The organism is Pantoea dispersa (assembly GCF_035783935.1).
In the GTDB taxonomy this organism is placed as follows: Bacteria; Pseudomonadota; Gammaproteobacteria; order Enterobacterales; family Enterobacteriaceae; genus Pantoea; species Pantoea dispersa_C.
Map to the genome: position 1 here is coordinate 807,525 of NZ_JALKOV010000001.1, position 26,984 is coordinate 834,508.

At 59.2% G+C, this 26,984-nt stretch carries 28 protein-coding genes; 13 read left to right on the forward strand and 15 right to left on the reverse strand.

Translation table 11 applies throughout. From position 1 onward, the window contains the following. Positions 1–116 precede the first annotated feature (116 nt). The 3 genes from MXF20_RS03950 to MXF20_RS03960 are packed head-to-tail and all read right to left on the reverse strand — an operon-like array spanning position 117 to position 853. Complete coding sequence (locus tag MXF20_RS03950; RefSeq protein WP_021313714.1) at positions 117–215, reverse strand: YoaK family small membrane protein; 99 nt, start codon at positions 213–215, stop codon at positions 117–119. 14 nt (positions 216–229) lie between these two features. Next, positions 230–553 (reverse strand): hypothetical protein, encoded by a 324-nt coding sequence (locus MXF20_RS03955; protein WP_325967747.1) that lies wholly within the window; start codon positions 551–553, stop codon positions 230–232. A 42-nt stretch (positions 554–595) separates the two neighbouring features. Next, on the reverse strand, positions 596–853 hold the full coding sequence (locus tag MXF20_RS03960; RefSeq protein ID WP_325967748.1) for a hypothetical protein: 258 nt from the start codon (positions 851–853) through the stop codon (positions 596–598). Between the two features lie 67 nt (positions 854–920). On the opposite strand from MXF20_RS03960, the gene rhaT reads away from it, so the two are divergent. Beyond that, positions 921–1,955, forward strand: a complete 1,035-nt coding sequence (gene rhaT / locus MXF20_RS03965) for an L-rhamnose/proton symporter RhaT (protein WP_325967749.1) — start codon at positions 921–923, stop codon at positions 1,953–1,955. A 38-nt stretch (positions 1,956–1,993) separates the two neighbouring features. On the opposite strand, the gene rhaR is transcribed toward rhaT, so the two are convergent. Then, positions 1,994–2,860 (reverse strand): HTH-type transcriptional activator RhaR, encoded by an 867-nt coding sequence (gene rhaR, locus MXF20_RS03970; protein ID WP_325967750.1) that lies wholly within the window; start codon positions 2,858–2,860, stop codon positions 1,994–1,996. A gap of 13 nt (positions 2,861–2,873) precedes the next feature. Beyond that, positions 2,874–3,695 (reverse strand): HTH-type transcriptional activator RhaS, encoded by an 822-nt coding sequence (gene rhaS, locus MXF20_RS03975; protein WP_325967956.1) that lies wholly within the window; start codon positions 3,693–3,695, stop codon positions 2,874–2,876. A gap of 289 nt (positions 3,696–3,984) precedes the next feature. Here rhaS and rhaB point away from each other — a divergent pair, with 289 nt between their 5' ends. From rhaB to rhaM, 4 genes are read left to right on the forward strand one after another with little or no spacing between them, the layout of a single operon-like run. After that, a complete protein-coding gene (gene rhaB / locus MXF20_RS03980) occupies positions 3,985–5,466 on the forward strand; it encodes a rhamnulokinase (protein ID WP_325967751.1) in 1,482 nt (493 codons plus the stop codon). Then, positions 5,450–6,706: an L-rhamnose isomerase gene (locus MXF20_RS03985; protein ID WP_325967752.1), complete on the forward strand. Its 1,257-nt coding sequence runs from the start codon at positions 5,450–5,452 to the stop codon at positions 6,704–6,706. The genes rhaB and MXF20_RS03985 overlap by 17 nt, the downstream gene beginning before the upstream one ends. Positions 6,707–6,717: 11 nt before the next feature. Then, entirely contained in the window at positions 6,718–7,560 is an 843-nt protein-coding gene (gene rhaD / locus MXF20_RS03990; protein WP_325967753.1) for a rhamnulose-1-phosphate aldolase, read from the forward strand. Further along, complete coding sequence (gene rhaM / locus MXF20_RS03995; protein WP_325967754.1) at positions 7,550–7,864, forward strand: L-rhamnose mutarotase; 315 nt, start codon at positions 7,550–7,552, stop codon at positions 7,862–7,864. The genes rhaD and rhaM overlap by 11 nt, the downstream gene beginning before the upstream one ends. 69 nt (positions 7,865–7,933) lie before the next feature. Here rhaM and MXF20_RS04000 read toward each other — a convergent pair whose 3' ends face one another. From MXF20_RS04000 to MXF20_RS04010, 3 genes are all read right to left on the reverse strand, one after another. Then, positions 7,934–9,118 carry a sugar transporter gene (locus tag MXF20_RS04000; protein ID WP_325967755.1) on the reverse strand — a complete coding sequence of 395 codons (1,185 nt, stop codon included), beginning with the start codon at positions 9,116–9,118 and terminating at the stop codon, positions 7,934–7,936. 321 nt (positions 9,119–9,439) lie between these two features. Beyond that, complete coding sequence (locus MXF20_RS04005) at positions 9,440–9,691, reverse strand: hypothetical protein (RefSeq protein ID WP_325967756.1); 252 nt, start codon at positions 9,689–9,691, stop codon at positions 9,440–9,442. Between the two features lie 169 nt (positions 9,692–9,860). Next, positions 9,861–11,117 (reverse strand): MFS transporter, encoded by a 1,257-nt coding sequence (locus MXF20_RS04010; RefSeq protein WP_325967757.1) that lies wholly within the window; start codon positions 11,115–11,117, stop codon positions 9,861–9,863. Between the two features lie 94 nt (positions 11,118–11,211). On the opposite strand from MXF20_RS04010, the gene MXF20_RS04015 reads away from it, so the two are divergent. From MXF20_RS04015 to MXF20_RS04030, 4 genes are all read left to right on the forward strand, one after another. Continuing rightward, positions 11,212–12,105, forward strand: a complete 894-nt coding sequence (locus MXF20_RS04015; protein ID WP_325967758.1) for a LysR family transcriptional regulator — start codon at positions 11,212–11,214, stop codon at positions 12,103–12,105. Between the two features lie 135 nt (positions 12,106–12,240). Further along, positions 12,241–13,458, forward strand: coding sequence for an ROK family transcriptional regulator (locus MXF20_RS04020; RefSeq protein ID WP_325967759.1), 1,218 nt, complete (start codon positions 12,241–12,243; stop codon positions 13,456–13,458). A 105-nt stretch (positions 13,459–13,563) separates the two neighbouring features. Beyond that, positions 13,564–14,265 (forward strand): dethiobiotin synthase, encoded by a 702-nt coding sequence (bioD, locus tag MXF20_RS04025; protein WP_325967760.1) that lies wholly within the window; start codon positions 13,564–13,566, stop codon positions 14,263–14,265. Positions 14,266–14,442: 177 nt separating this feature from the next. Next, entirely contained in the window at positions 14,443–15,819 is a 1,377-nt protein-coding gene (locus MXF20_RS04030; RefSeq protein WP_325967761.1) for a nucleobase:cation symporter-2 family protein, read from the forward strand. A gap of 52 nt (positions 15,820–15,871) precedes the next feature. On the opposite strand, the gene osmV is transcribed toward MXF20_RS04030, so the two are convergent. Genes osmV through MXF20_RS04050 form a run of 4 tightly spaced genes read right to left on the reverse strand, consistent with a single transcriptional unit; the run spans position 15,872 to position 19,324 of the window. Continuing rightward, positions 15,872–17,008: an osmoprotectant ABC transporter ATP-binding protein OsmV gene (osmV, locus tag MXF20_RS04035; protein ID WP_325967762.1), complete on the reverse strand. Its 1,137-nt coding sequence runs from the start codon at positions 17,006–17,008 to the stop codon at positions 15,872–15,874. Continuing rightward, positions 17,008–17,655 carry an osmoprotectant ABC transporter permease OsmW gene (osmW, locus tag MXF20_RS04040; RefSeq protein WP_325967763.1) on the reverse strand — a complete coding sequence of 216 codons (648 nt, stop codon included), beginning with the start codon at positions 17,653–17,655 and terminating at the stop codon, positions 17,008–17,010. Before osmW ends, osmV begins: the two co-directional genes overlap by 1 nt. A gap of 9 nt (positions 17,656–17,664) precedes the next feature. Then, positions 17,665–18,591 (reverse strand): glycine betaine ABC transporter substrate-binding protein, encoded by a 927-nt coding sequence (locus tag MXF20_RS04045; protein ID WP_325967764.1) that lies wholly within the window; start codon positions 18,589–18,591, stop codon positions 17,665–17,667. Positions 18,592–18,607: 16 nt separating this feature from the next. Continuing rightward, entirely contained in the window at positions 18,608–19,324 is a 717-nt protein-coding gene (locus MXF20_RS04050) for an ABC transporter permease (RefSeq protein ID WP_325967765.1), read from the reverse strand. 382 nt (positions 19,325–19,706) lie between these two features. On the opposite strand from MXF20_RS04050, the gene MXF20_RS04055 reads away from it, so the two are divergent. Beyond that, positions 19,707–21,167 carry an MDR family MFS transporter gene (locus MXF20_RS04055; protein ID WP_325967766.1) on the forward strand — a complete coding sequence of 487 codons (1,461 nt, stop codon included), beginning with the start codon at positions 19,707–19,709 and terminating at the stop codon, positions 21,165–21,167. A gap of 31 nt (positions 21,168–21,198) precedes the next feature. Here MXF20_RS04055 and MXF20_RS04060 read toward each other — a convergent pair whose 3' ends face one another. Beyond that, a complete protein-coding gene (locus MXF20_RS04060) occupies positions 21,199–21,495 on the reverse strand; it encodes a DUF1161 domain-containing protein (RefSeq protein WP_325967767.1) in 297 nt (98 codons plus the stop codon). Between the two features lie 52 nt (positions 21,496–21,547). After that, positions 21,548–21,883 (reverse strand): DUF1283 family protein, encoded by a 336-nt coding sequence (locus MXF20_RS04065; protein WP_325967768.1) that lies wholly within the window; start codon positions 21,881–21,883, stop codon positions 21,548–21,550. 133 nt (positions 21,884–22,016) lie between these two features. On the opposite strand from MXF20_RS04065, the gene MXF20_RS04070 reads away from it, so the two are divergent. Continuing rightward, a complete protein-coding gene (locus MXF20_RS04070) occupies positions 22,017–22,343 on the forward strand; it encodes a YnfA family protein (RefSeq protein ID WP_325967957.1) in 327 nt (108 codons plus the stop codon). Positions 22,344–22,398: 55 nt separating this feature from the next. Here the strand turns inward: MXF20_RS04070 and ydfG are convergent, their stop codons facing one another. Further along, positions 22,399–23,145 (reverse strand): bifunctional NADP-dependent 3-hydroxy acid dehydrogenase/3-hydroxypropionate dehydrogenase YdfG, encoded by a 747-nt coding sequence (gene ydfG, locus MXF20_RS04075; RefSeq protein ID WP_058774694.1) that lies wholly within the window; start codon positions 23,143–23,145, stop codon positions 22,399–22,401. Positions 23,146–23,518: 373 nt separating this feature from the next. On the opposite strand from ydfG, the gene guaD reads away from it, so the two are divergent. After that, positions 23,519–24,877, forward strand: a complete 1,359-nt coding sequence (gene guaD, locus MXF20_RS04080) for a guanine deaminase (protein ID WP_325967769.1) — start codon at positions 23,519–23,521, stop codon at positions 24,875–24,877. Between the two features lie 50 nt (positions 24,878–24,927). Beyond that, positions 24,928–26,979, forward strand: coding sequence for a peptidyl-dipeptidase Dcp (gene dcp / locus MXF20_RS04085; RefSeq protein ID WP_325967770.1), 2,052 nt, complete (start codon positions 24,928–24,930; stop codon positions 26,977–26,979). Positions 26,980–26,984: the final 5 nt, after the last annotated feature.

The window sequence follows — 26,984 nt, forward strand, 5'->3', positions numbered from 1 at the left end:
GAAGAGTGAAGCAGATGGACGCAGCGCACCTTTTTATCACTGCCAGCGCCGGGCTGGCGCTGGCAGTCAAGGCAAGAATGACGCGACAGAGGCGACATTCTGTGCCGGGGGCGGCATCAGGAGCCCGGCATCATCGCGCCGCTGGCAATAAACCAGACCAGAAAACTCACGCCGGCAACGATAATGGCGATGGGGAACAGCAGACCGATTTTCATAATCATCCTGAAAGTTATGCGAGCTGGATCAGCGCGCGATGGGTTTTCATCATACTGAACAGCTGAAATTGTGAGGCATCATCGACCTGACGCAGATGTTCGCCTTTCTGATACTGAATTTGATGTACATGGCCGAGCTGACGCCACACCACAATCGCCGACGCCAGCAGCGCACAGTTTTCTTCACTCTGCACGCAGTCCAGCGTGGCGTAGTGAGTCGTATCTAAGCCATTAATGAACACATTCAGCGCGGCGGGCGGCACGATGGCGCGAATGTCATCCAGCATGACGCGACTCACCGTTTGCGACAACACCAGCGTTAACCGTTTGCTCTTCATCTCAATCCCTGGTTCCGATGATTTCTCCCACGTTATACGGATTTAAGCCCGGCGGGGGAAGCGCTTCACGTGGCTTTGTGTGATTGCCATGTTACGCGGCAGGCTGGCAAGGCGGGAAAAATTGTGTCGCTCAACACAGCACAAATCAAAAATACACTGAATAATAAGTGACTTATCTAAAATAACCGGCAAAACAGCGGCAAATGCGAATTTGTGATCCTTATGTTGTATATCCACCCGATTTTGCCAGTCAGCCTGGCTTTCCGGCAACCATTCAAAGGCTGAGGTCAGGCCGCTCACCGTAGACTGCCGCTAACCGGGAACCACTGCGTCTCCCGTCTGGCCTCAACCTTACGAAGGAATAACAATGAACAGTGCCATCCTTGCAGGTATTTTCTGGCATCTGGTGGGTGCCGCCAGTGCCGCCTGTTTTTACGCGCCGTTTAAACAGGTGAAAAAGTGGTCGTGGGAAACCATGTGGTCGGTGGGCGGCGTGATGTCGTGGCTGATACTGCCCTGGGCCGTCAGCGCCGTGCTGTTACCGAACTTCTGGGCCTACTACAGCAGTTTTAGTTTGTCGCAGCTGCTGCCGGTGTTTCTGTTTGGTGCCATGTGGGGCATCGGTAACATTAACTACGGTCTGACCATGCGCTATCTCGGTATGTCGATGGGCATCGGCATTGCTATCGGCATTACGCTGGTGGTGGGTACGCTAATGACGCCGCTATTGCAGGGGCGCTTCGTCGAACTGTTCAGTTCCGCCGGCGGCCGGATGACGCTGCTGGGTGTACTGGTGGCGCTACTGGGCGTGGCGATCGTGTCACGTGCCGGGCTGCTCAGGGAGCGGGCGCTGGGCATTAACGCCGAGGAGTTCAATCTGAAAAAAGGCCTGCTGCTGGCGGTGCTGTGCGGCATCTTCTCCGCCGGCATGTCGTTTGCCATGGATGCGGCAAAGCCGATGCATGAAGCCGCAGCCGGCCTGGGCATCAATCCGCTGTACGTGGCGCTGCCGAGCTACGTGGTGATCATGGGCGGAGGCGCGCTGATCAACCTGGCGTACTGCGTTATCCGCCTGGCGGTAAAGCCGGAGCTGTCGCTGCGCCGCGATCTCTCGGTGGCAAAACCGCTGCTGCTGGCGAATACCGCCTTTGCCGTGCTCGGCGGTACCATGTGGTATCTGCAGTTCTTCTTCTATGCCTGGGGCCACGCGAAAATTCCCCCGCAGTATGACTTCATCAGCTGGATGCTGCACATGAGCCTGTACGTGCTGTGCGGTGGCCTGGTGGGGCTGGTGCTGAAGGAGTGGAAAGCGGCAGGGCGTCGTCCGGTCGGCGTGTTGTCGATTGGCTGCGTGGTGATCATCATTGCTGCCAACATTGTCGGGCTCGGTATGGCCGCCTGACGCGGTTTGACCGCACAGCGCCTGACGCGTTACGCGCGTCAGGCTTTTTCTTTGTCTGCCATCGGCTCGCGCGGCGACAAAAACTGCTGGCGCCAGGCACTCGGCGTCATCCCGGTTTCCCGCGTAAACACCACAGAAAAATAGTTGCTGTCATCGAAACCGCAGCGCGCCGCGACGTCGCTAATCAGTCCCTGCCGGCTGCGCAACAGATATTTGGCCTGACACAGCTGCAGCTGACGCAGGTAGTGGCCGATGGTCATACCGGTTTGCTGACGAAACAGCTGTTTCAGCGCGCGTTCACTGAGCTGGTTTTGCTGACAAAAATGGGACAGGTCGAAGGGGCGGCTGATATCGCCGAGCAGCGCCGACATCAGCAGATCGAGCTGTTCGCCTTCCGGCAGCACCCACGGGCGGTCGGCGGCGTAACCGTGACGACGCAGAATCAGCGCCAGCTGCAAAAACAGCGCTTCCGACAGCTGAATCGACAGCGAATCGCTTTTACGACTTTCACGCTCCAGCTGGCTAATCACGCCGCGCGCCAGCGCCATGCCGCGCGTGGTCAGGCGCCAGCTGGCGGGCGCGTCCTCATGCTGTGGTGGCAGCAGCTGCTGCCAGTCGAGCGCCAGGCTGAAGCGATCGCGGCAATAGAGAATGTTGTCCAGCGCCAGGTCGTTGACGCTATCGAAGCTGTGACAATCAGTGTCGCGGATGTAAAACACATCGCCGCAGGTAATCAGCCACGGGCGGTCGTTGAGGATATGCAGACCATTACCGCGCCAGACAATGACAATTTCGCTGAACTGGTGCTGGTGCGGCGGAAAAGAGGGTTGCGGCATGCGCTCCGCCACGGCAATCGGTAAATTGCTGGCCGGGAAGTAATCTTCACGCGTCAGTATGAGCGGCATGTCAGCTCTCCGGTTAACCCATCTGCTGGCGCTCCGTGCGGGGCGCACAACCAAATTCCCGCCGGAACAGGGTGGAGAAGTGATTACTGTCACCAAATCCACACTGATAGGCGATGTCCGTAATGCGTATATCGCTGTGGCGCAGCAGATGCCGCGCCTGCACTAACCGCAGCCGGTTAAGATAGCGCTGCGGCGTGCTGCCGGTCTGCTGCTTCATCTGGCGATGCAGGGTGCGCAGCGACAGCGAGAAGCGATCGGCCAGGGCTTCCCACGCAATCTCCTCACTGTAGTGTGCACTGAGCCAGTCCAGCAAGCGGTGCAGGCGGGCTTCCTGATCCTGCGCCTGATCGTTGTGCGCCGCCTCGCGCAGCAGCACCAGCAGCTGCAAAAAGTGCTGTTCCTGCTGCGCCTGACGTTCCAGCGACCAGCTGGCCGGCTGCTTCATCTGCGTCACCAGCTGCAGCGCCTGCGCCATCACTTTGTGGTTAATGCGCCAGTGCGACAGGTACTGCCCCTGTTCCTCACGCGGCAGCAGCGCCTGCAGACCAGAGAGAAAGCGGAACGCCGCCGGGCTGCGATACAGTACATTCGTCAGGCATAGATTGTCGGTTTGTTCGTACAGATGGCGATCGTGATCGCGGACAAAGCAGACGCAGCCGGCGCTCAGCGTTTGCGGCTGACCGTTAAACACGTGAATGCCCGAACCCTGTTCCACCAGCACTATTTCATGAAAATCATGGTGATGTTCCGGAAATGCCGTCTGTGGCACGCGCGGTTCAATAGCGATCGCGTAATCGCCGGCCGGGAAGAAATCAGCACTGTGTAATACCGTCATCATGCGCCCTCAGTTAACAAAATCGTAACCGAGTCTACGTAGCCGTGGTGCACCTTACCTTGAATTTTGCACCGGGCTGCGCAGGAAAATCGCCAATTTTTCAAGATCTGTTCAGTGATTGATGGAATTGCGGCAAGGCTCACAACTCTGCCGTTGCGTGGTTCTGTGAGCTCTCTCGCGAATACCTTTGCAAACCTGCCAGCCACGCTTACCCGCTGGCAGTCGCGGGAAGGTGACAACGGCGCAGGCTTTTTACTCTGTCACCCTGTCATCACAGGAAGAACAGGCCATGACTCTGCGTAATATTGTTGCCATTGATTTAGGCGCATCCAGCGGGCGCGTAATGCTGGCGCGCTGGCAGGCTGACAGCCAGCAGCTCAGCCTGCGTGAAGTGCGGCGCTTCGCCAACCGGCGTGTGCGGCGCGGCGATTATGACTGCTGGGACGTGGATCGGCTGGAACAGGAGATCCGCGCCGGGCTGCAGCAGCTGGATGAGGAAGGCATTGTGCCGGACAGCATCGGCATCGATACCTGGGGCGTCGATCTGGTGCTGCTCGACGCGCACGGTGAACGGGTAGGCGAAGCGGTCAGCTATCGCGATAGCCGCACCGACGGGCTGATGGCCGAGGCGATGCGCGAGCTGGGAACCTCGGCGCTGTATCAGCGTACCGGCATTCAGTTCCTGCCGTTCAACACCTTGTATCAGCTGCGCGCGCTGCATCTGCAGCAGCCGGACTGGCAGGCGCAGGTGAAGCACGCGCTGATGATGCCGGATTATCTGCACTATCGTCTGACCGGTGAACGCAACTGGGAATACACCAACGCTACCACCACGCAGCTCTTGAACATCCACAGCGGCGAGTGGGATCGCGAGCTGCTGGCCTGGGCCGGTGCCGATCCCAGCTGGTTCGGCACGCCGCGCGCGCCCGGCAATACCGTCGGATACTGGCACAACGCCGCCGGCCAGCGCATCCCGGTGATCGCCGTCGCCACCCATGATACCGCCAGCGCGGTGCTGGCCACGCCGCTGCAGCAGGACGATGCTGCCTATCTCAGCTCCGGTACCTGGTCACTGATCGGCATCGAAAGTTTGCAGCCCTGCGTCAGCGAGGCGGCGCTGCACGCCAACATCACCAATGAGGGCGGCGCGGAAGGCTATCGGGTACTGAAAAACATCATGGGGCTGTGGCTGCTGCAGCGGGTGTGCAGCGAACTGGACATCCACGATCTTGAGGCCCTGATCGCCGATGCCGCGCGAGAACCGGCCTGCCGCGCGCTGATCCACCCTAATCATCACCGCTTCATCAATCCTGCCAGCATGGTGCAGGAGATTCAGAATGCCTGCGCTGAACAGGCGATGCCGATACCGCACAGCCCGGCGGCGCTGGCGCGCACCATTTTTGACAGCCTGGCGCTGCTCTATTCGCAGACGCTGCAGGAGCTGAGCGAGCTGCGCGGCAGCGCGCTGCGCCAGCTACATATCGTCGGTGGCGGCTGTCAGAACCCGCTGCTCAACCAGCTGTGCGCCGATGCCTGCCAGCTGCCGGTGCTGGCCGGCCCGGTTGAAGCGTCGACGCTGGGTAACGTCGGCTGCCAGCTGATGGCGCTGGGTGAACTGCGCGACGTGGCCGATTTACGTCGCTGCATTCGCCACAATTTCCCGCTGGAAAAATTTGAACCGCTGAATAACCGCGCCTATGCGGCCCACCAGGCTCGCTTTGCGGCGCTGAGCCTACCTGCTAAGGAACTTGCATATGACAAAGCTGATTGAACAGGCCTTTGAACTGGCCAGACAACGCTACGCTGCCATCGGCGTGGATGTGGAACAGGTGATGGCGCAACTGGACACCATTCCGGTGTCGATGCACTGCTGGCAGGGCGACGATGTGCGCGGGTTTGAGAATCCGCAAGGGGCGCTGACCGGCGGGATTCAGGCCACCGGTAACTATCCGGGGCGGGCGCGCAACGCGGTGGAACTGCGTGCCGATCTCGACAAGGCGATGTCGCTGATTCCCGGCGCCAAACGCCTGAACCTGCACGCCATCTATCTTGAGAGCGACCGTCCGGTAGCGCGCGATGCCATTGAGCCGCAGCACTTCAGCCACTGGGTGGAGTGGGCCAGAAGCAGACAGCTGGGGCTGGATTTTAACCCGACCTGTTTTTCCCATGCGCTCAGCGCGGACGGCTTTACGCTGTCGCACGCCGATCACGGTATTCGCCAGTTCTGGATCGATCACTGCAAAGCCAGCCGCCGTATTTCAGCCTGGTTTGGTGAACAGCTGGGCACGGCGTCGGTAATGAATATCTGGGTGCCGGATGGCATGAAAGATCTCACCGTCGATCGCTTTGCGCCGCGTCAGCGTCTCGCCAGCGCGCTGGATGACATCATCCATGAACCGCTGAATCCGCAGCACCACATTGATGCGGTAGAGAGCAAACTGTTTGGCATTGGCGCGGAGAGTTACACCGTCGGTTCCAGTGAGTTCTGCCTCGGTTACGCCACCAGCCGCCAGACCGCGCTGACGCTGGATGCCGGCCATTTCCATCCCACCGAAGTGATCTCTGACAAAATCTCCAGCGCCATGCTGTTTGTGCCGCGCCTGCTGCTGCACGTCAGCCGTCCGGTGCGCTGGGACAGCGATCACGTGGTGCTGCTGGATGATGAAACCCAGGCGATTGCCAGTGAGATCGCCCGTCAGAATGTGTTCGACAAAGTGCACATTGGACTCGACTTCTTTGATGCCTCGATCAACCGCATTGCCGCCTGGGTGATCGGCACGCGCAATGCGAAAAAGGCCCTGCTGCGCGCGCTGCTGGAGCCGACCGCGCAACTGCGTCAGCTGGAGCAGCAGGGCGATTACACCGCGCGACTGGCGCTGCTTGAAGAGCACAAGTCGCTGCCGTGGCAGGCCGTGTGGGAAGCGTGGTGCCTGCGCCACGATGTGCCAGCGGATGCCAGCTGGCTGAGCGAAGTGCGTCATTACGAACAACATGTGCTGCGTCAACGCTAAGGAAAAGACTCATGCAAACAATTCTCTCCGCGTGGTTTGTGCGCGACATGGTGAAAGCCACCAGCGATATGTGGCTCAAGGGCTGGGATGAGCGTAACGGCGGCAACATCAGCCTGCGCCTGTTACCGGAAGACGTCAGCCCGTATGCCGGTGATTTTTATCCGCAGCCGCGCTGCATTGAACTGAGCGCACCGGCACCCGAGCTGGCCAATGACTGGTTCCTGGTCACCGGTTCCGGCAAGTTCTTCCGCAATGTCCAGCTCGACCCGGCGGACAGCCTGGTGCTGCTGCAGGTGGATGACAAAGGGCTGTCATACAAAATTCACTGGGGGCTGATTAACGGCGGACTGCCGACCTCTGAGCTGGCGGCGCATTTCCAGTCGCACAGCGTGCGCAAGGTGCTGAGCAAGGGGGCCGACCGGGTGATTATGCACTGTCACGCTACCCACTTTATGGCGCTCAGCTATGTGGTGGATCTGGATGCGGCGCGCTTTACCCGCCTGCTGTGGGAGGGCAGCACCGAATGTCTGGTGGTGTTCCCGGATGGCGTTGGGGTTTTGCCGTGGATGGTGCCGGGCACCGATGGCATAGGCCAGGCGACGGCGGAGGCGATGGCCCGTCATAGCCTGGTGATGTGGCCTTTCCACGGTATCTTCGGTGCCGGCCCGACGCTGGACGAAACCTTTGGTCTGATTGATACCGCTGAAAAATCATCGCAGGTGGTGGTCATGGCGCTGTCGATGGGCGGCATTCGTCAGAGCATCACCACCGAACAGCTGGTTGCGCTGGGCGAGCGCTTTAACGTGACGCCGTGGCCGGCGGCGCTGCAGGCGGAGCGCAGCGATGTTGCGTAAAGCGTTCGTCATGCAGGTTTACGCGCACTGCCATGCAGAGTATCAGCGCCGTCACACGCCGATCTGGCCGGAGCTGGAACGGACGCTGAAAGCGCATGGCGCGCATAACTACGCGATCTGGCTGGATGCCGAACGCAACCTGCTGTTTGCCAGCGTCGAGGTTGAATCCGAAGCGCGCTGGCAGGCTGTGGCGAAAACCGAGGTGTGTCAGCGCTGGTGGGCATCAATGCGTGACCTGATGCCAGCAAATCCCGACAACAGCCCGGTGAGCACAGCGCTGCAGCCGATGTTCTTTCTGCCTTAACCGCTGAGCGAAGCAGCGGCGCAGCCGATCGCGCCGCTGTCTGTCCGGGCTCACAGCCAGTCAAACCCGTCAGCCGTTAGAGCGCAGCTGCGGATAACGGCGGAAAATGGCGATGCACCAGAACAGACCCGCCAGGCCAATGATTCCGCCCACGTTGCCGACGTCGGCCATTTGCAGATGCAAACTGACCTGGTTACCGAGCAGCGCGCCGGCACCAATGCCGATGTTGTAGATACCGGAAAACAGCGACATCGCGACGTCTGTAGCATCCGGGGCCAGCGACAGCACGCGCACCTGCATCGCCAGACCAATCATCATCATCGCCATACCCCAGATAATACACAGCACGGTAATCGCTGCCGGACGCACCGCGGCAAACACCAGCAGCCCCATGCACAGGGTGATCAGCGCAATAGCGGCAACCAGCAGCGCTGACGGGAATTTATTGCCCAGCGTACTGAACAGGATGCTGCCGAGGATGCCGGCAGAGCCGAACAGCAGCAGCAGCAGGGTGGTGAAATTGTCATCGGCGCTGGCGACCGCCTGCATGAACGGCTCGATGTAGCTGTAAGCGGTATAGTGTGCGGTGACCACCACGGTGACCAGAACGTACATTGCCACCAGCGCCGGGCGACGGAACAGCATCGGTACGCTGCTGAGTGAACCGGTGTGCTCACTCGGCAGACGTGGCAGCACCCGCACCAGCAGAATCAGCAGTACCAGCGCTGACAAACCGATGATGCCAAAGGTGGTGCGCCAGCCCAGATACTGACCGACAATGCGCCCGATCGGCACGCCCAGCACCATCGCCAGCGCCGTGCCGGTGGCCAGCATACTCAATGCCTGAGTTTTCTTACCGGCTGGCGCAACGCGAATGGCCAGCGAGGCGGTAATCGACCAGAACACCGCGTGCGCCAGCGCGATGCCCACGCGCGATACCACCAGCGAGGTGAAGTCCCATGCCACGGCAGACAGCACATGGCTGGCAACAAACAGCATAAACAGGATCGCCAGCAGCAGGCGGCGCTCGATGTTGCGCGTCAACAGCATCAGCGGCAGCGACAACAGCGCCACCACCCAGGCATAAATGGTCAGCATGATACCGACATCGGCGGTTTTCATCGCAAAGCTGCTGGCGATGTCAGACAGCAGACCCACCGGCACAAACTCGGTGGTGTTAAAGACAAAAGCCGCGATGGCCAGCAGTACCACGCGCAGCCAGGCTGTTTTACGGGAAACGGTTGTTGATTGCATTGAATTCAAATCGGCTAAACGGCGAGTGAGAGGGGCGAAACGCACCCGGTAACGTGATATTGATCACAAATTGCCGCTATTGTGGAGCATTAATGCGCTGATGAAAACCGTTAAGCCAGGTTTTATCACTGAATATTTTTTTATCGCGCGGGCAGTGGTTAATAGCCTGAGGTTATTACTGATTTTACCGACGTCCAGCTTAGCAGGTTCGCCGCTGCGTCACGGGCTAAGCCGGCCGTCACGGGTCACAGAAAACAGGCTTAGCCGTCATGCAGTCTATCGCGGCGAAAACCGGCGCAGTTCAGGCCAGCATTATCAGAGTCACGCCATGTGTTTCAGGGCCACACTAAAGTTGTGGGTCGGATTTTTTTTTACCCCCACCGGGCAGCAGTGCTCGCAGCCCAGCGCGGTGCTGTAAAATTTACGCGCCTGCTGAATAGCGGCACCCGGTGTATAAAAAGTACCAAGAAAACGGCGTGCCCCGTCGGATGGCAGGAACGGACAGCCCTTTGCATGCACCACATGATTATCGTTATAGCCGGCATGCTTATCGACATAATAGTAAAGCTCCATCTGACTACCTCATTGCTGTGTAAAAAATAAGTCTACGTATTATTGGAATAGAACGAATTATAGCGACGAATTGCTGTTTTGTTTTAAGTGGTACTGCGCGATCGGCCGATTTTCCGGCCAGAGAACAGGCGGGCGGGACACAGTGGTCCCGCGCCGCAGGTGAAGGGGGTTACAGTTTGCGGCCCGGTAAACGCAGGCCGACCAGCAGTGCCAGGACCAGCAGGGTGCTGATAAACAGGGTGACGCCCGGCCAGCCGAAGCTGTGCCAGAACACGCCGCCTAACGTGCCGGCTACGCTGGAGCCGACGTAATAGCTGAACAGGTAGAGTGAAGATGCCTGGCCTTTCGCCCGGCGCGCGCGCGGCCCAATCCAGCCGCTGGCCACCGAATGGGCGGCAAAGAAGCCGGCGGTGAACAGCATCATGCCGGGCAGAATCAGCCACAGCGAAGTAAAGGCGGTCAGCAGCAGGCCGGCCAGCATGATCGCCGTAGCGACCAGCATTACCGGACCGCGCCCAAAGCGGCTGGTCATCGCGCCGGCTTTGGGCGAGCTCCACGAGCCGGTGAGATACACCACTGACAGCAGACCAACCACTGCCTGACTCAGCGACCAGGGCGCGCTCAGCAGGCGATAGCCGATGTAGTTGAACAGCGTGACAAACGCGCCCATCAGCAGGAAACCTTCGGCAAACAGCAGCGGCAGGCCTTTGTCGCGCCAGTGCAGGCGAAAGTTAATCAGCAAACTGCGTGGCCGCAGCGAGGCAGGGCGGAAATGCCGCGACGCCGGTAAAATCTTCCAGAACATCAGCGCGCCGGCCAGCGCACAGCAGCCGATCACGCCAATCGCGATGCGCCACGAGAAAAAATCGGTCAGCACACCGGAGAGTAAACGGCCGCTCATGCCGCCAATTGAGTTACCGCTGATGTATAGCCCCATCGAGAAAGCGATCACCCGCGGATGCATCTCTTCGCTCAGATAGGTCATGCCGACCGCCGCCACGCCGCTGAGCGACAGGCCGGTTAGCGCGCGCATCAGCAGGATGCCGTGCCAGCTGCTCATGGTGGCGGAGATCAGCGTACAGATCGCCGCCAGCATCAGCGCGGTGACCATCACCGATTTTCGTCCAATCGCATCTGACAGCGGACCGGTAAACAGCAGGCCAAGCGCCATCAGCCCGGTGGAGAGCGACAGCGAAATACTGCTTTCGGCGGGCGTTACGCCAAACTGCTGCGACAGCACCGGCAGAATGGGCTGCACGCAGTACAGCAAGGCAAATGTGGCAAGACCGGCAGAGAACAGCGCCAGCGTCACACGCATAAACTGCGGCGATCCACGTTCAATCCATTCAGTAGCGGTATCGGCGGTAACAGGCTTCGCGGACAATCTGTCCTCATCAATCGTCACAGCCTGGGAAGAGCGACTCACAAGCGAACCTCGATTTAGCAAATGTCTGAATACTGTAGAAAAGCCTGATTAGGTTGTACAATATATTAATAATCTCAAATGAGACGTTTAAAATATGATTGAGCTGCGCCATCTGCGTTATTTCATCGCCGTCGCCGAGGAGCTGCACTTTGGCCGGGCGGCGCAGCGACTGCACATCTCTCAGCCGCCGCTGAGCCAGCAGATCCTGCAGCTGGAACAGACGCTGGACGCACAGCTGTTTACCCGAACCAACCGCAGCGTGCAGCTCACCCCGGCGGGCCGATCGTTTTTGCAGGACGCGCGCGCGGTACTGCTGCAGGTTGAACAGGCAGCGGAACGCGCGGCGCGCATCCATCATGGTCAGCAGGGAGAACTGCGCATCGGATTTACCTCTTCGGCACCCTTCACCGGGCTGGTGTCGGATGCGCTGTATCACTATCGCCAGCGCTGGCCGGACGTGCATATCCAGATGCAGGAGTACAATACGCGACAGCAGCTGGCTCCGCTGCATGAGGGGCGACTTGATTTGGGCGTGATGCGTAATACGCCGCTGCCGGAAGATCTCCAGTACCGCCTGCTGCTGCGCGAACCGCTGTGTGCGGTGGTGCACCATGCGCATCCACTGGCGCAGGCGAGCGCCATCAGCATTCAGGCGCTGGCCAGCGAACCTTTTGTTTTCTTCGATGCGCAGGGCGGTACGGCGCTGTACGGCGAGATTCTGGCCATCCTGCATCGCTACCACATCAAACCTTATATTACGCAGGAAGTGGGTGAAGCGATGACCATCATAGGCCTGGTCGCCACTGGCCTCGGCGTGTCGATTTTACCCGCCTCGTTTGCCCGCGCGCGGCTGCCGGAAGTGGTGTGGATTCCGCTGCAGGAGAGCGATGCGATTTCTGAAGTGTGGCTGGTGTGGTCAGCGCTGCGCCCGCCGAGTGCGCAGATGCGTAATATGATGGCGCTGCTGCTGCACGATACGCAGGATTGAACCAGCTGGTGCGGAAAACCGCCCTGTTTGTGTGCGATAAATCACATTTCTAATCAAATATTTGACGCTGCCGGTGAATCTGCATCACCATAGCTGCTGTTTATTTAGAAGCGCGAAAATATCCGGGAGCAGGGCGTGAATCTGGACAGTCAGCCTGGCCATATTGACCAAATAAAACAGACCAATGCCGGTGTGGTATATCGTCTGATTGACCAGTACGGTCCGATTTCGCGTATTGAGCTGTCGAAGCGTGCGCAGCTGGCACCGGCCAGCATCACCAAAATTGTGCGTGAAATGCTGGATGCCCATCTGGTGCAGGAGACCGAGTTTCAGGATCCGGGCAGTCGCGGTCGTCCGGCGATAGGGCTGATTCTCGATACCTTAGCCTGGCACTACCTGGCCGTTCGCCTTCAGCCCGGTTTCATTACGCTGACGCTGCGCGATCTCAGCAGTCGCGCGCTGCAGGAAGATCGCCTGCCGCTGCCTGCCAGCGCCGACACGCCGCTGCTGCAGACGCTGCAGGATCTGGTCAACGCCTTTTTTATTCGCCATCAGCAAAAACTCGAGCGTCTGACCGCTATCGCCATCACCTTGCCTGGGCTGATCAACGCCGCGTCCGGCGTGGTACACCGCATGCCGGGCTACGACGTTCAGGATATGCCGCTGGGCGAAACCCTGGCACAGCGCACCGGGCTGCCGGTGTTTGTGCAACACGATATCTCGGCCTGGACGCTGGCAGAGGCGCTGTTTGGCGCTTCACGCGGTGCACAGGACGTGATTCAGATTGTCATTGACGAAACGGTGGGCGCCGGGGTGATCAGCGGCGGTCAGCTGCTGCACAAGAGCGGACGCGCACTGGTCGAGATCGGCCATACGCAAATCGATCCTTACGGCCAGCAGTGTTACTGCGGCAACCACGGCTGTCTGGAAACCGTGGCCAGCACCGGCAGTCTGCTGTCACTGGCGGCACAGCGTTTATCCTCCCAGCCGGACAGCCAGCTGCATCAGCAGCCGCTGACGCTGGCCTCGCTGTGTACTGCCGCGCAGCAGGGCGACAGGCTGGCGCGCGATGTGATTGCCGGCGTCGGTCATCATATTGGTCGTATGCTGGCGATGATGGTCAACATCTTTAATCCTCAACAAATTCTTATCGGTTCGCCGCTCAATCAGGCCGCTGACGTGCTGTTCCCGGCGGTCAGCAGTACCATTCGCCAGCAGGCCTTACCGGCATACAGCCACGATATCCAGCTGGCACCCGCTGCCTTCAACGATCCCGGTACGCTCGGCGGCGCGGCGCTGATCAAAGATGCGCTCTATAGCGGCCATTTATTGATAAAACTGTTGCAGGGCTAACGCCAGCCCGCCTTAAGTTTGCGCTAACGCAAGCTCTCGCCTGGGACAAATCCTTAAACTGCCTCCTTTGCAGGTTACACATCGCTTTAATGAAGGAGGAAAAAGGTGAAAACGATTTTTGTCACCGGTACCGACACCGCGGTGGGTAAGACCGTGGTTTCCCGCGCACTGTTACAGTGCTTTGCCAAAGCGAATCTGTGTGCGGCTGGCTATAAGCCGGTTGCCAAAAGCGCGCAGCACACGCCGGAAGGGCTCCGTAATAAAGATGCCGTACTGCTGCAGCAGGCATCCGGCCTGGCGCTAAGCTATAACGACGTTAATCCCGTTACGCTGGAAGAGGATGAAATCAGCACCAGCGCGGCACAGCGTATTGATTATCCGTTACTCAGTCGCGGTCTGGCTGGCCTGCAGGATCGCGCGGCGCGCGTGGTGGTAGAAGGCACTGGCGGCTGGCGCAGTTTGATGAACGATTTGCGTCCGCTGTCGCAGTGGGTGCAGCAGGCGCAGCTGCCGGTGGTGCTGGTGGTAGGCATTAAAGAGGGTTGTATTAGCCACGCTTTACTGACCGCCGAAGCGATTGCCGCAGACGGCCTGACGCTGGCGGGCTGGGTGGCTAACCGCATCAATCCGGGCCTGGCGCACTATGCTGAAATCATTGATGTTCTGCGTGATAAGCTGAGCGCGCCGCTGCTGGGAGAACTGCCGTATCTGCCGCGCGCCGAACAGCGTGATTTGAGCGGTTATCTGGATATTGCTTTACTGGATAAGGATCTATTGCACAGTGAGAGTGCAAAGCCCGCCGCCTGATGAAACAAAATGCGGCATATCACCAACAGCTGAATCCGAAGTTTCACGGATCGGCTGTTTTTTTCTTTAATAAATACTCACCAATTCAATAACCTGCCAGCTTTTTTCCCACGTGGTGCTGCTCTGGCGCGTTTCATGCATCAGGCAAACTGATAAATTTTTTGCCGGAGCCCTGCTATGTCGCACCCAGAAGAAGAGAAAGGTTTGTTGTACGGGCTGGATGCCCGCATCGGTCCTGCACCGGCGTTCTTTGCCGCCCTGCAGCACGTCCTCGCCAGCGTAGTCGGCATCATCACGCCGCCGCTGATTATCGGTTCCGTGCTGGGGCTGCAGGCGTGGATCCCCTATCTGATCAGCATGTCGCTGCTGGTTTCCGGACTCGGTACTTTCCTGCAGGCGCGCCGCTTCTGCGGCATTGGCGCTGGCATGATCTGTCTGCAGGGCACCAGCTTCGCCTTTCTCGGCGTGATTCTCTCTGCGGGAATGACGGTGAAAGCGCAGGGCGGCTCACCAGAGGCTATACTTGCCATGATCTTTGGCTGCAACCTGGTGGCAGCGCTGATCCCGATGCTGATCAGCCGCTGTATCGCACCGCTGCGTAAAGTGCTGACCCCGGTGGTGACCGGCACGGTGATCACCCTGATTGGCATCAGCCTGATTAAAGTCAGCATCACCGACTGGGCTGGCGGTCATAACGCCCGCGATTTTGGCGCGCCGGGCAACCTGGCGCTGGGTGCGCTCACCCTGCTGGTGATTATTGTGCTTAACCGGTCGCACTCGCGCTGGGCCAGGCTGGTCGCGGTGGTGGCCGGCATTGGCGCGGGCTGCATCGCGGCGGCGCTGAGCGGCCATCTGCCGCTGAAACCGATGGCGGAAACGCACTGGCTGGTGCTGCCTTCGCTGCTGCATTTTGGCTTTGATTTCAGCTGGACGCTGTTCGTGCCGATTGCGCTGGTCTCGGTGATCTGCGTGATTGAGGCGGTGGGCGATCTGACGGCCAACTGTCTGATTTCACGCCAGCCGCTGGAAGGCGAAGGGTTTCAGCGCCGGCTGCAGGGCGGGATTCTGGCCGATGGCCTCAGCTGCCTGCTGGCGGCGCTGTTCTCCGCCTTTCCCAACACCACCTTTGCGCAAAACAACGGGGTGATTCAGATGACCGGCGTGGCCAGTCGCTACGTGGGGATGGTGATTGGTCTGATGCTGGTGCTGCTGGGCGTCTTCCCGCTGGTCGGCAATCTGCTGCAGCAGATTCCGCCGCCGGTGCTGGGTGGCGCTACGCTGGTGATGTTTGGCAGCGTGGTCGCTGCCGGTATTCGCGTGATGACGCAGGCCCCGCTGGGACGCCGTGAGATGCTGATTGTGGCAGTGTCGTTTGGTATCGGTCTGGGCGTGGAGGCGGTGCCGGAGGTGCTGAAACAGTTCCCGCCGCTGATCAGCAATCTGTTTGGTCATGCAGTCACCACCGGCGGGATTCTCGCCATGCTGCTGAACGTTGTGCTGCCAAATGAAGCTAAAACGGTGGCTGCGGTCGGCGCGGTCGAAGAGAGCAACTAACCGCGCAGGCGTTCTTCTGCACCGTGCCCTCCATGGCGCGGTGCAGTCAGGGTTACGGATTGAGACGACGGCGCGTGCGGCCGGAGCTGAGGTAATCCGCGATGTAATCCTGCGAAATTTCGCCGCTGTAGCGGCCTTCCTCATCGACAATCGGCATCCATACCGTGTTGTGCTCATACAGTTTCGACAGCACCACGCGCAGGTTTTCCTCCGCTTTGCCGGTCACTTTAAAGGTGTGCAACATCTCTTCGCAGCGGCCGCTAACGCCGCGCGCTTCACGACGCTTCACAAAGCCCAGCGGTTTGCCATCTTCGTCGACCACCGTGACCGATCGCATATCGTTGTCATCCATCGTGGCAAACGCTTCCTGCAGCGGGGTACTGCGCTGCACGGTGATGGTCGGCTGCTGATCGGTGACGTCGCCGGCCTGCACCAGTAACAAACGTTTCAGCGTGCGGTCCTGACCGACAAACGAGCCGACAAACTCATTGGCCGGCTGCGCCAGCAGTTCGTCCGGGCTGGCACACTGCACGATTTTACCCTGGCCAAATACCGCGATGCGGTCACCGAGTTTCAGCGCCTCATCAATATCATGGCTCACCAGCATCACCGTTTTCTTCAGCTGGCGCTGCATATCAAGAAACTCGTTCTGAATCACCTCGCGGTTAATCGGGTCGACGGCACCGAACGGTTCATCCATCAGCAATACCGGTGGATCCGCCGCCAGCGCGCGGATCACGCCGATGCGCTGCTGCTGGCCGCCCGACATCTCGCGCGGATAGCGATGCAGAAATTTCGTCGGGTCGAGCGCCACCATGCTCATCAGCTCCGTCGCCCGTTCACGACAGCGCTTTTTGTCCCAGCCCAGCATGCGCGGCACCACGGTGATGTTCTCTTCAATGGTCATGTTCGGGAACAGACCAATCTGCTGAATCACATAGCCGATGTTGCGGCGCAGCGTGACGGTATCCTGGCCGCTGGTGTCTTCGCCGTTGATCAAAATCCGCCCGCTGCTGGCCGGAATCAGGCGGTTAATCATCTTCAGCGTGGTGGTTTTGCCGCAGCCGGAAGGGCCGAGCAGCACACACATCTCCCCGGCAGGCACTTCCAGGCTGACATTGTCGACCGCGTTAAACGTGGTGCCGTTTTTTTGCGTAAAGGTTTTCGTCAGGTTTTCCAGTTTTATCATTATCGAATCCCCTTAGGAGTCAGCGCCGACTGCAGACGGTGCAGCAGCCAGTCAAGAATAATCGCCAGTAAACAGATCATCAGCGCGCCAGCAATCAGCATGCGCACGTCGCTGCCGCTGATGCCGTCCAGCAGCTGCAGGCCAAGGCCGCCGGCACCGATCACCGCCGCAATCGCCATCACGCCCACGTTCATCACCACCGCGGTACGGATGCCGCCAAAAATCACCGGCAGCGCCATGGGAATTTCCACCCAGCGCAGGCGCTGCCAGAAGGTCATGCCGATACCGCGACCGGCTTCACGCAGCCCGGGCGGCAGGTTTTCCAGCGCGGTATGGGTATTGCGCACAATCGGCAGCAGCGAGTAGAGAAACACCGCAGTAATCGCCGGCAGGGCACCGATGCCCTGACCGATCATCGAAAACAGCGGAATCATCAGGCCAAACAGCGCAATGGTCGGGATGGTCAGCACGATGGTGGCGATGCCCAGCACCGGCGTCGCCAGCCATTTAAAGCGGACAATTAAAATCCCCAGCGGCACACCGACGAGGATGGCAAAACCTACTGCCACCAGCACCAGCCAGGTATGCTGCCAGGTCAGCGCCAGCAGCGTGTTCCAGTTATCCATGATGTAATGCAGGGTATCCATTGCGCCTCCTTACAGCATGTTTTTGGATTTGAGGAAATCACGCGCCACCTGCTGCGGCGACTGGTGATCGATATCGACGCGCTTGTTCATCTCGGTGATCGCCTCATCGGTGATCAGCGGTGACAGCTGATTAAGCGCAGCCTCAAGGCCGGGATGGCTTGCCAGCACATCCTGACGCACCACTGGCGTGACGTTGTAACTTGGGAAGAAGTGCTTATCATCTTCCAGTACCTTGAGTTCAAAACCCTTAACCCGGCCATCGGTGGTGTAGATCAGTCCGGCATCGACAAAGCCGTCACGCACCGCGTTATATACCAGGCCGGGGTCCATCTGACGAATCTGCGGGCGATCCAGCGGCATGTTGTAAGCTTTCTGCAGCGGTTTCAGGCCATCCGAGCGGCCGGCAAACTCCAGATCCAGACCAAGTTTCCAGTTGTGATCCGGGTCGGTTTTGCGCACCTGTTCCAGCTTCGCCACCAGCTGTGACATGGTGCTGATGCCTTCCGCCTCAGCACGCTGGCGCTGCATGGCAAACGCATAGGTGTTGTTCATCGGGGCAGGATCGAGCCACACCAGCCCCAGCTTCGCGTCCAGCTGTTTAACCGTTTTGTACGCCTCTTCAGACGACATCGGCTTGTTGATGTGGTTAAAAATGATCAGCGAGGTACCGGTGTATTCCCATGTCATATCAATCTGTTTATTGATCATCGCGTTACGCCCGATGGTGGTGGCGATGTTGGTTTTGGGGATAACCTGGAAACCTTTTTTTTGCAGCCACATCACCGTCATGGCAGACAGGATGTGCTGCTCGGTGAAGCTTTTGGTCGCCATCACGATGGGCGTGGCGGCGAGCGCGCCGTGGCTGAGAGTCAAGGTGGCGGTCAGGGCCAGCGCGGTGCGTTTGACCCAGCGCGCCAGCAAATTAGCAGTGGCCATAGTTAAATGCTCCGGGTTAAGCCGCAGAGTGCGGGCTGAGGACGCGTCCCAATGCTGCCAGCAGCATGTCGAGGATCAGGGCAAACAGGGCGGTGGCCACTGCGCCGAGGATCAGCGTCGGGAAGTCATTGAGATAGATGCCGGGGAAAATCAGCTCGCCGTAGCTGCTGGCACCAATTAAGAAGGCCAGCGGCGCGGTGCCGACGTTGATGGCGGTTGCAATGCGCACCCCGGCGAGGATCACCGGCAGCGCATTCGGCAGCTCGACGCGACGCAGGCGCTGCAGTTTGGTCATGCCGATACCGTTGGCCGCTTCGATCAGCGACGGCGGTACCGCGCTCAAACCGGCGTAGGTATTGCGCACAATCGGCAGCAGGGAGGCGAGGAACAGCGCGATTAGCGCCGGACGGTCGCCGATGCCAACAATTACCATTGCCAGCGCCAGCACGGCCAGCGGTGGCAGCGTGTTACCGACGTTGAAGATTTGCATCACATATTCTGCCCAGCGGCGGGCGAAGGGACGGCTGAGCAGGATACCGCTGGGAATGCCGACCAGTAACGCGCATAACATCGACCAGAACACCAAGTACAGATGCTGCTGCCCAAGGTAAAGTAAATCGACCTTGCGTTCGCGCAGCGTATCCAGCCCTAATCCCCATACCAGCAGGGCAATCACCACAATGATGGCGAGCAGTGCCAGCCCGGCCCGGCGGGCGAGCGATGCATTGTGCATAGCGTGCGTCTCCCTGATTGAAAAAATCGATTGATTTTATGACGTTATTTTCAGCGCGCCGGCGTTGTGCGGTGCAATACGCAGACGAAAATCCAGCACGCTGTCAAATTGCAGTTAAAATGACTGTTTCCCGGCTTTTTATCAGTGAGAAACCAGAAACTGCCTTTAGAGCTATAGCAACGCTTGATAATCATTGCCAGTTTTCACGGCAAAATCAGTGAGATACAAAAGCAGCAAAACTAAGCGAAACCCGCATGAAATAAGGTGTGGGCCGACAATAAAAAATTTTCATCAAAACAGGTGACATTGTCACAAATGGGCGCACGCAGAGGAAACTGAGTCGGTGAAATTTCGACTAGCCTTGAAAGAAAAAGGGAGACGTATGACTGAAAGCGCACAATTACACACGGAACATCGCCACTGGATCCTTATCGCCTGCATGTTAGCGATGTTCATGGCCGCCATTGAGGTCACCATTGTCGCCACGGCGATGCCGACCATCATTGCCGATCTTGGCGGTTTTGCGCAGTTTGGCTGGGTGTTTTCCATCTATCTGCTGACGCAGGCGGTGAGCGTGCCGCTGTACGGCAGGCTGGCGGATATCTGGGGACGTAAGCGCCTGTTTTTTATCGGCGTATCACTGTTCTTGCTGGGATCCTTGCTATGCGGTTTTGCCCACAGTATGACGTGGCTGATCGTGTTTCGCGCTTTTCAGGGGCTGGGCGCCGGGGCGATTATGCCGCTGACTACCACCATCGTCGCGGACATCTACTCGCCGCGCGAACGCGCCAGCGTGCAGGGCTGGCTCTCCAGCGTATGGGGCGTGGCGGCCGTCATCGGGCCGCTGAGCGGTGCCTGGCTGGTACAGCACTTTACCTGGTCGGTGATTTTCTGGGTAAACGTGCCGATTGGCCTGCTCTCGATGCTGCTGCTGGCGCGTTTCCTGCCGGCACGTGACCAGCATCAGGGCGCGACGCTGAATCTGACCGGCAGCTGCTGGTTGATGATCAGCGTGACCGCGCTGCTGGTGGCGCTGTTACAGGCGGAAGCGCTGGGTTTCTGGCTGGTGCCGTTCCTGGCGCTGGCGCTGCTGGCCGGCTGGCGGCTGAAACACCACGAGCAGCGCGCCGATGCGCCGCTGTTCCCGCTGGCGCTATGGCGCAGCCGCCTGATTGTTGCCGGTAATGCCGGAAACCTGATTATCGGGGCCACCATGATGGGCATCAGCGCGTTTCTGCCGACGTGGATTCAGGGCATCACCGGCGGTACGCCGCTGCAGGCGGGCAGCGCGCTGGCGATGATGTCGATTGGCTGGCCGCTGGCCAGCACCCTGAGCGGTCGCCTGATGCTGATCACCTCGTATCGCTTCACCGCGCAGCTGGGGGCGTTTTTACTGATTGCCGGCAGCGCGCTGTTACTGCTGCTGCGCGCCGACAGCAGCATCATGCAGGCCGGGCTGACGGCGTTTGTCATTGGCACCGGCATGGGCATGACCAGCACCACCTTTCTGGTATCGGTGCAAAATCATGCGCACTACGAGATTCGTGGCATCTGTACTGCCTCGATCATGTTTAGCCGCATGCTGGGTTCGGCGATCGGCACGGCGATAATGGGGGCGGTGCTCAACCTCAACCTGGCGCTGCGTTTGCCGCAGGCCAGCGATCCGATGCAGAAAATTATGGCGCCGGAGAGCCGTCAGGCGCTGCCGCAGGAGCAGTTACACTTCTGGACCGGGCAGATTGCCCATTCGCTGCACTGGGTGTTTGTGGTGGCGTTACTGATTGCGCTGCTGACGTTGTGGATTGCGTGGCTGATGCCGCGTCAGCGGCCGGAGGCGGAGTAAAAGCAGGGCGGCACGCTGGCCGCCCGAAGGGTTACTGTGCGGGGGCGTCCTGTGAACTGCCCGCGCTGTCCGGCACGCTGCTGTCCGCATCGTGGCCGTTTTTCTTGTAAACGATTTTCTGGCTGTCGTTTTCACAGTGGCCCACCACCTGACCGCCGGCCTGATCCACCTGGTCATTCGGTACGATATCCAGCGTAAAATCCGATTCCGCCACGCCATTGCTGATGATCTTTTTGCTGATGTCGGCGCGCACACTTTCGCAGGATGCCTGCACCGCCAGCGGTAACGCCAGCGCCATCAGCAACATAACCGCATTACGTTTTTTCATCACTTACTCCTTGTTGCGTCATTCCCGTGAAAACTATAGCAGCTGCAGCGCGTTACGGTGCCAGCGGGCGGCCGGTACGGCGATCGAGGCAGCGCAGGGTGTTCGGCTCCCAGTACGCGTTAACGTTGTAACTTTTTTCGCAGGCGTCTCGCGTATCAAACGCGCGGTCGGCCTTGTCGAACTCTTTCTCCACGCGGGTATTTACCTTGTTACGCAGATTGCGCGTGTCGTTCCACTGCTCTTTGCTCTGACGCGCCGCCTCGTTGCTGGCCGCGTTGTTGCCATCTTCAATAATCAGGCGATCGGTCTTAGCATTAGCCAGCGGGGCAGTCAGCAGCACGCTGGCGGTCAGCGTGGTAGCCAGCAGGGCGGAAAACAGTTTTTTCATCGTCATTTCCTTTCGTTAACTCCAGCACAGCGCGCAGGGCGGCTGTCACAACACTGTCTGTCAGTATATCATCGCTGCTTCTTTGCTCACCAGCGGTGAGCCGTTTGTTTAAATATTTGAGAGACTTTATATGCTGGTGAAAACCGCGCTGCTGTTTTTTATCACCGCGATCGCCGAGATTACCGGCTGTTTTCTGCCGTGGCTGTGGCTGAAGCGCGGCATGAGTGCCTGGCTGTTGTTGCCGGCTGCGGCCAGCCTGGCGCTGTTTGTCTGGCTGCTGACCCTGCATCCGGCAGCCAGCGGCCGGGTGTATGCGGCTTATGGCGGCGTATATGTGCTGACGGCGCTGATCTGGCTGCGGCTGGTGGATGGCGTCAGGCTGAGCGCGTGGGATTGGGTCGGTGCGCTGGTGGCGTTCAGCGGCATGCTGATTATCGTGATCGGCTGGGGCAAGGCCTGAACCGGCCTTAAACGGCGACCCGACGGGCCGCCACGAGACGCTTGCAGACGCTTGCTTATTCTTTAAACACTTTCAGTCCGGCGGTGGTTTGCGTCACCGGCATGATTTCCAGCGTATTAATGTTGACGTGCTTCGGCAATGTGGTCACCCAATAAACCGCTTCCGTCACGTCTTCCGCCGTCAGCGCGGTGGTGCCTTCATACACTGCATCCGCACGGCCATCATCACCTTTGAAGCGCACGTTAGAAAACTCAGTGCCGCCCACCAGGCCAGGCTCAATATCGGTGACGCGCAGCGCAGTGCCGTGCAGGTCGGTACGCAGATTGAGGCTGAACTGGCGCACAAACGCCTTGGTCGCGCCGTACACGTTGCCGCCGGCGTACGGCCAGCTGCCGGCAATAGAGCCAATGTTGACGATGTGACCCACGTTGCGCTCCACCATGGCAGGCAGCACCGCGCGCGTCATGTACACCAGCCCTTTGTTGTTGGTATCGATCATGTTTTCCCAGTCTTCAACGCTCGCTTTATGCGCCGGTTCGACGCCCAGCGCCAGCCCGGCGTTGTTAACCAGCACATCAATATCACGCCATTCGGCGGGCAGGGCGGCGATAGCTTCTTCGATGGCCGCGCGATTACGCACATCCAGCTGCACGGTATACAGATTGTCGCCCAGTTCCTGTTTTAATTCCTGCAAACGCTCAGCACGGCGTCCGCTGGCGATCACTTTGTGACCTGTAGCAATGAAGCGGCGGGTGATACTTTGACCAAAACCGGCAGTGGCACCGGTAACAAAAATAATCATCTCACTGTTCCTTATACGATTTCAGGTTCTCTGCCACACCTTAGCATTAACCCTGCAGCGGCGCTCATGAAAAGCGTGAGCGGCGTGTTGCAGAATCTTTCCTGCACGTTCACGGTGCAGGCCTGCACCGTTGTCGTGCCTATAAAGCGCGTTTTTCCGACGCAAAATGTCAGCGCAATGTGCTAGCAAATTTTGGCGAGCGAGCAAACGATTACGCACACGATTGCCTGCAATTTTTGCGGCGATAATTGCACTGAATTTCTGTATTTGTCTGAATTTAAAGTGATTGTTGGGTAAGGTTGCTGGCATGCGGTTTGCAATATCTTTGCTATAACACCCTGACACCTGTCATTACCACCCTGAAGGAAGCGTCATGTCTGACTCCGTTACCACCCGGCTGCGCGCCAGCTTTTTTGATTTCCCTGCGCTGGCCGACCAGCCCGACGGCCTCGCCGACCAGGCGCGCTACATTGAAGATGGTCTGCTGACGCTGCGCGACGGCAAGGTGGTCAGTCTGGAACCCTGGCAGCCGGCGCACCAGCATCAGGCGACAACGGCGATTATCGATTTGCGCGGCAAGCTGATCCTGCCGGGGTTTGTGGATACCCATATTCACTATCCGCAGACTGAAATGATCGGTGCGTTTGGTGAGCAGCTGCTGGAGTGGCTCAATCAGTACACGTTTCCGGTCGAAAGCCAGTATCACTGTGCGGCGCACGCGGCGCGCATGTCGGCGTTTTTCCTGCAACAGCTGCTGGCCAACGGCACGACCAGCGCGCTGGTGTTTGGCACGGTGCACCCGCAGTCGGTAGACGCGCTGTTCAGCGCCGCCGAACAGCTGGAGATGCGGCTGATCGCCGGCAAGGTGATGATGGATCGCCATGCGCCGCCGGAACTGACCGAAACGCCGGCGCAAAGTTATCAGCAGACGCGTGAACTGATTCAGCGCTGGCACCAGCGCGGGCGTCTTGGTTATGCGCTGACGCCGCGCTTTGCGCCCACCTCGTCACCGCAGCTGCTGGAAAAAGTGCAGCAGCTGAAAACGGAGTTTCCTGATACCTGGTTGCACACCCATCTCAGCGAAAACCAGCAGGAGATCGCCTGGGTGAAAGCGCTGTTTCCCGACCATGCCGGCTATCTGGATGTGTACCATCAGCATCAGCTCACCGGCAAACGCAGCGTGTTCGCTCACTGTCTGCATCTGGAAGAGAATGAATGGCAGTGCCTGCACGACACCGATTCGTCAATTGCCTTCTGCCCGACCTCAAACCTGTTTCTCGGCAGCGGACTGTTCAATCTCAAACGCCGCTGGCAGCAGCGCGTGCGCATGGGCATCGGCACCGATGTCGGCGCCGGCACCACCTTCAATTTGCTGCAGACGCTGGGAGAAGCTTACAAGGTGGGCCAGCTGCAGCAGTACAAGCTCAGCGCCGCCGAAGCGATTTATCACGCCACGCTGGGTGGCGCCCATGCGCTGGACCTCGACGACAAAATCGGTAACTTCAACCCCGGTAAAGAGGCGGATTTTGTGGTGCTCGATCCCGCCGTCTCTCCGCTGCAGCAGCTGCGCATGGCCAACAGCGACGATATCCATCAGCGTTTGTTTGTACTGATGACGCTGGGCGATGACCGGAACATTGCGCAAACCTGGGTCAACGGCAAATGCGCATGGCAGCGGGAGAGTCATCCGCACACGCAAGGTTGTTGCCAGACGACGAAGCTGCCAGGATAAAAGCATCCCGCCGCAGGTGGCTGCGGCGTTGCTGATTATCAGGAGCGATAATGACTTCACGTGCCAATCCGTTTTTTAACGTCAGCCCGTTGCCGTACCATACCCCGCCGTTTGATCTGATCGACGACGCGCATTTCCTGCCGGCGCTGGAAGCCGGCATTGCCGAAAAGCGTAAGGAAGTGGCAGCCATTGCCAGCAACCCTGAGCCGGCCACCTTTGCCAATACCTATGAAGCGCTGGAGCGCAGCGGCAGCCTGTTAAACCGCGTTTATCACGTTTTTGGTGCCATGACCTCTGCCAACACCAGCGATCGGCTGCAGGAAATTGACGAGCTGATCACCCCACAGCTGACGGCGCTCAATGACGAAATCTATCTGAATGCTGCGCTGTTTGCGCGACTCGATAGCGTGTACCAGCAGCGCGGTTCACAGTGCCCGGATGCCGAAGCGATGCGGCTGGTGGAAGTGACCTGGCAGCGCTTTCAGCTGGCCGGTGCCAGCCTGAATGAGAGCGATAAAGCGCGTCTGCGCGCCTGTAATCAGGAGCTGGCCAGCCTGGGCACGCGCTTCGGTAACCGGCTGCTGGCAGCAACCAAAGCGGCGGCTTACACTGTCAGTAGCGCAGCGGCGCTGGATGGCCTGTCGCCGGAGGCGCTGGCACAGGCGCAGGCCGCTGCCGAGGCGCGCGGGCTGCACGACGCATGGCTGATTCCCCTGCAAAATACCACTCAGCAGTCGGTGCTGCAGTCGCTGACGGTGCGCGCCACGCGCGAGGCGCTGTTCCAGCAGGCGCTGACGCGCAGCGAGCAGGGCGACGACAACGACACGCGCACCATCGTTTCGCGTATGGCGCAACTGCGTGCGCAGCAGGCCAGTCTGCTCGGCTTCAGCAGCTACGCGGCCTGGAGCCTGCAGGATCAGATGGCAAAAACGCCGGAAGCCGCTCAGACCTTCATGCGCAACATCGTGCCGGCCGCGCGGGCGCGTGCCGAGCGCGAAGCGGCGGATATTCAGCAGCTGATCGCCGATCAACACCATAGCTTCCCGCTGCGGGCCTGGGACTGGAATTACTATGCAGAGCAGGTGCGCACCGCGCAATACGCGCTGGACGAAGGGCAAATTCGCCCCTATTTCGAGCTGAATAATGTGCTGGAGAAGGGCGTGTTCTGGTGCGCCAGCCAGCTGTATGGCATCCGTTTTGAACAGCGCCACGATCTGCCGGTTTACCATCCGGACGTCAACGTTTACGAGATTTTCGATGCCGATGATGCACCGTTAGCGCTGTTCTATACCGATTTCTTCGCGCGGGATAATAAGAGCGGCGGCGCATGGATGGGCAATTTTGTCGACCAGTCGACGCTGCTGGAAACCCGGCCGGTGATTTACAACGTCTGCAATTACAGCAAGCCGCAGCCCGGCCAGCCGGCACTGCTCAGCTGGGATGAAGTGATCACGCTGTTTCATGAGTTTGGCCATACGCTGCACGGCCTGTTCGCCACCCAGCGCTATGCCAGCCTGTCCGGCACCGCCACGCCGCGTGATTTCGTCGAGTTTCCGTCGCAAATCAACGAACACTGGGCCAGTCAGGATCAGGTGTTTGCCCATTACGCGCGCCATTATCAGACCGGTGAAGCCATGCCCGCCGCGCTGCGCGACAAAATGGTGCGTGCCGCAAAATTCAACAAAGGCTACGACATGACCGAGTTGCTGGCGGCGGCGCTGCTCGATCTGCAGTGGCATTCGCTGTCAGTACACGACAAACCGCAGGATGTCAGCCATTTTGAGCAGCAGGCGCTGGCGGCGGAAAACATTGCCCTGAGCGCGGTGCCGCCGCGCTATCGCTCCAGCTACTTCCGCCATATCTGGGGCGGCGGCTATGCGGCCGGGTATTACGCCTATATCTGGACGCAGATGCTGGCCGACGATGGTTATCAGGCATTTGTCGAGCGGGGTGGTCTGACGCGGGAAAATGGCCAGCGCTTCCGCGAACAGATTCTGTCGCGCGGTAACAGCAGCGATCTGCAGCACCTGTGGCTGGCGTGGCGTGGTCAGGCGCCGGATATCGGACCGATGCTGAAACATCGCGGCCTCGACGACGCATAAGCTGG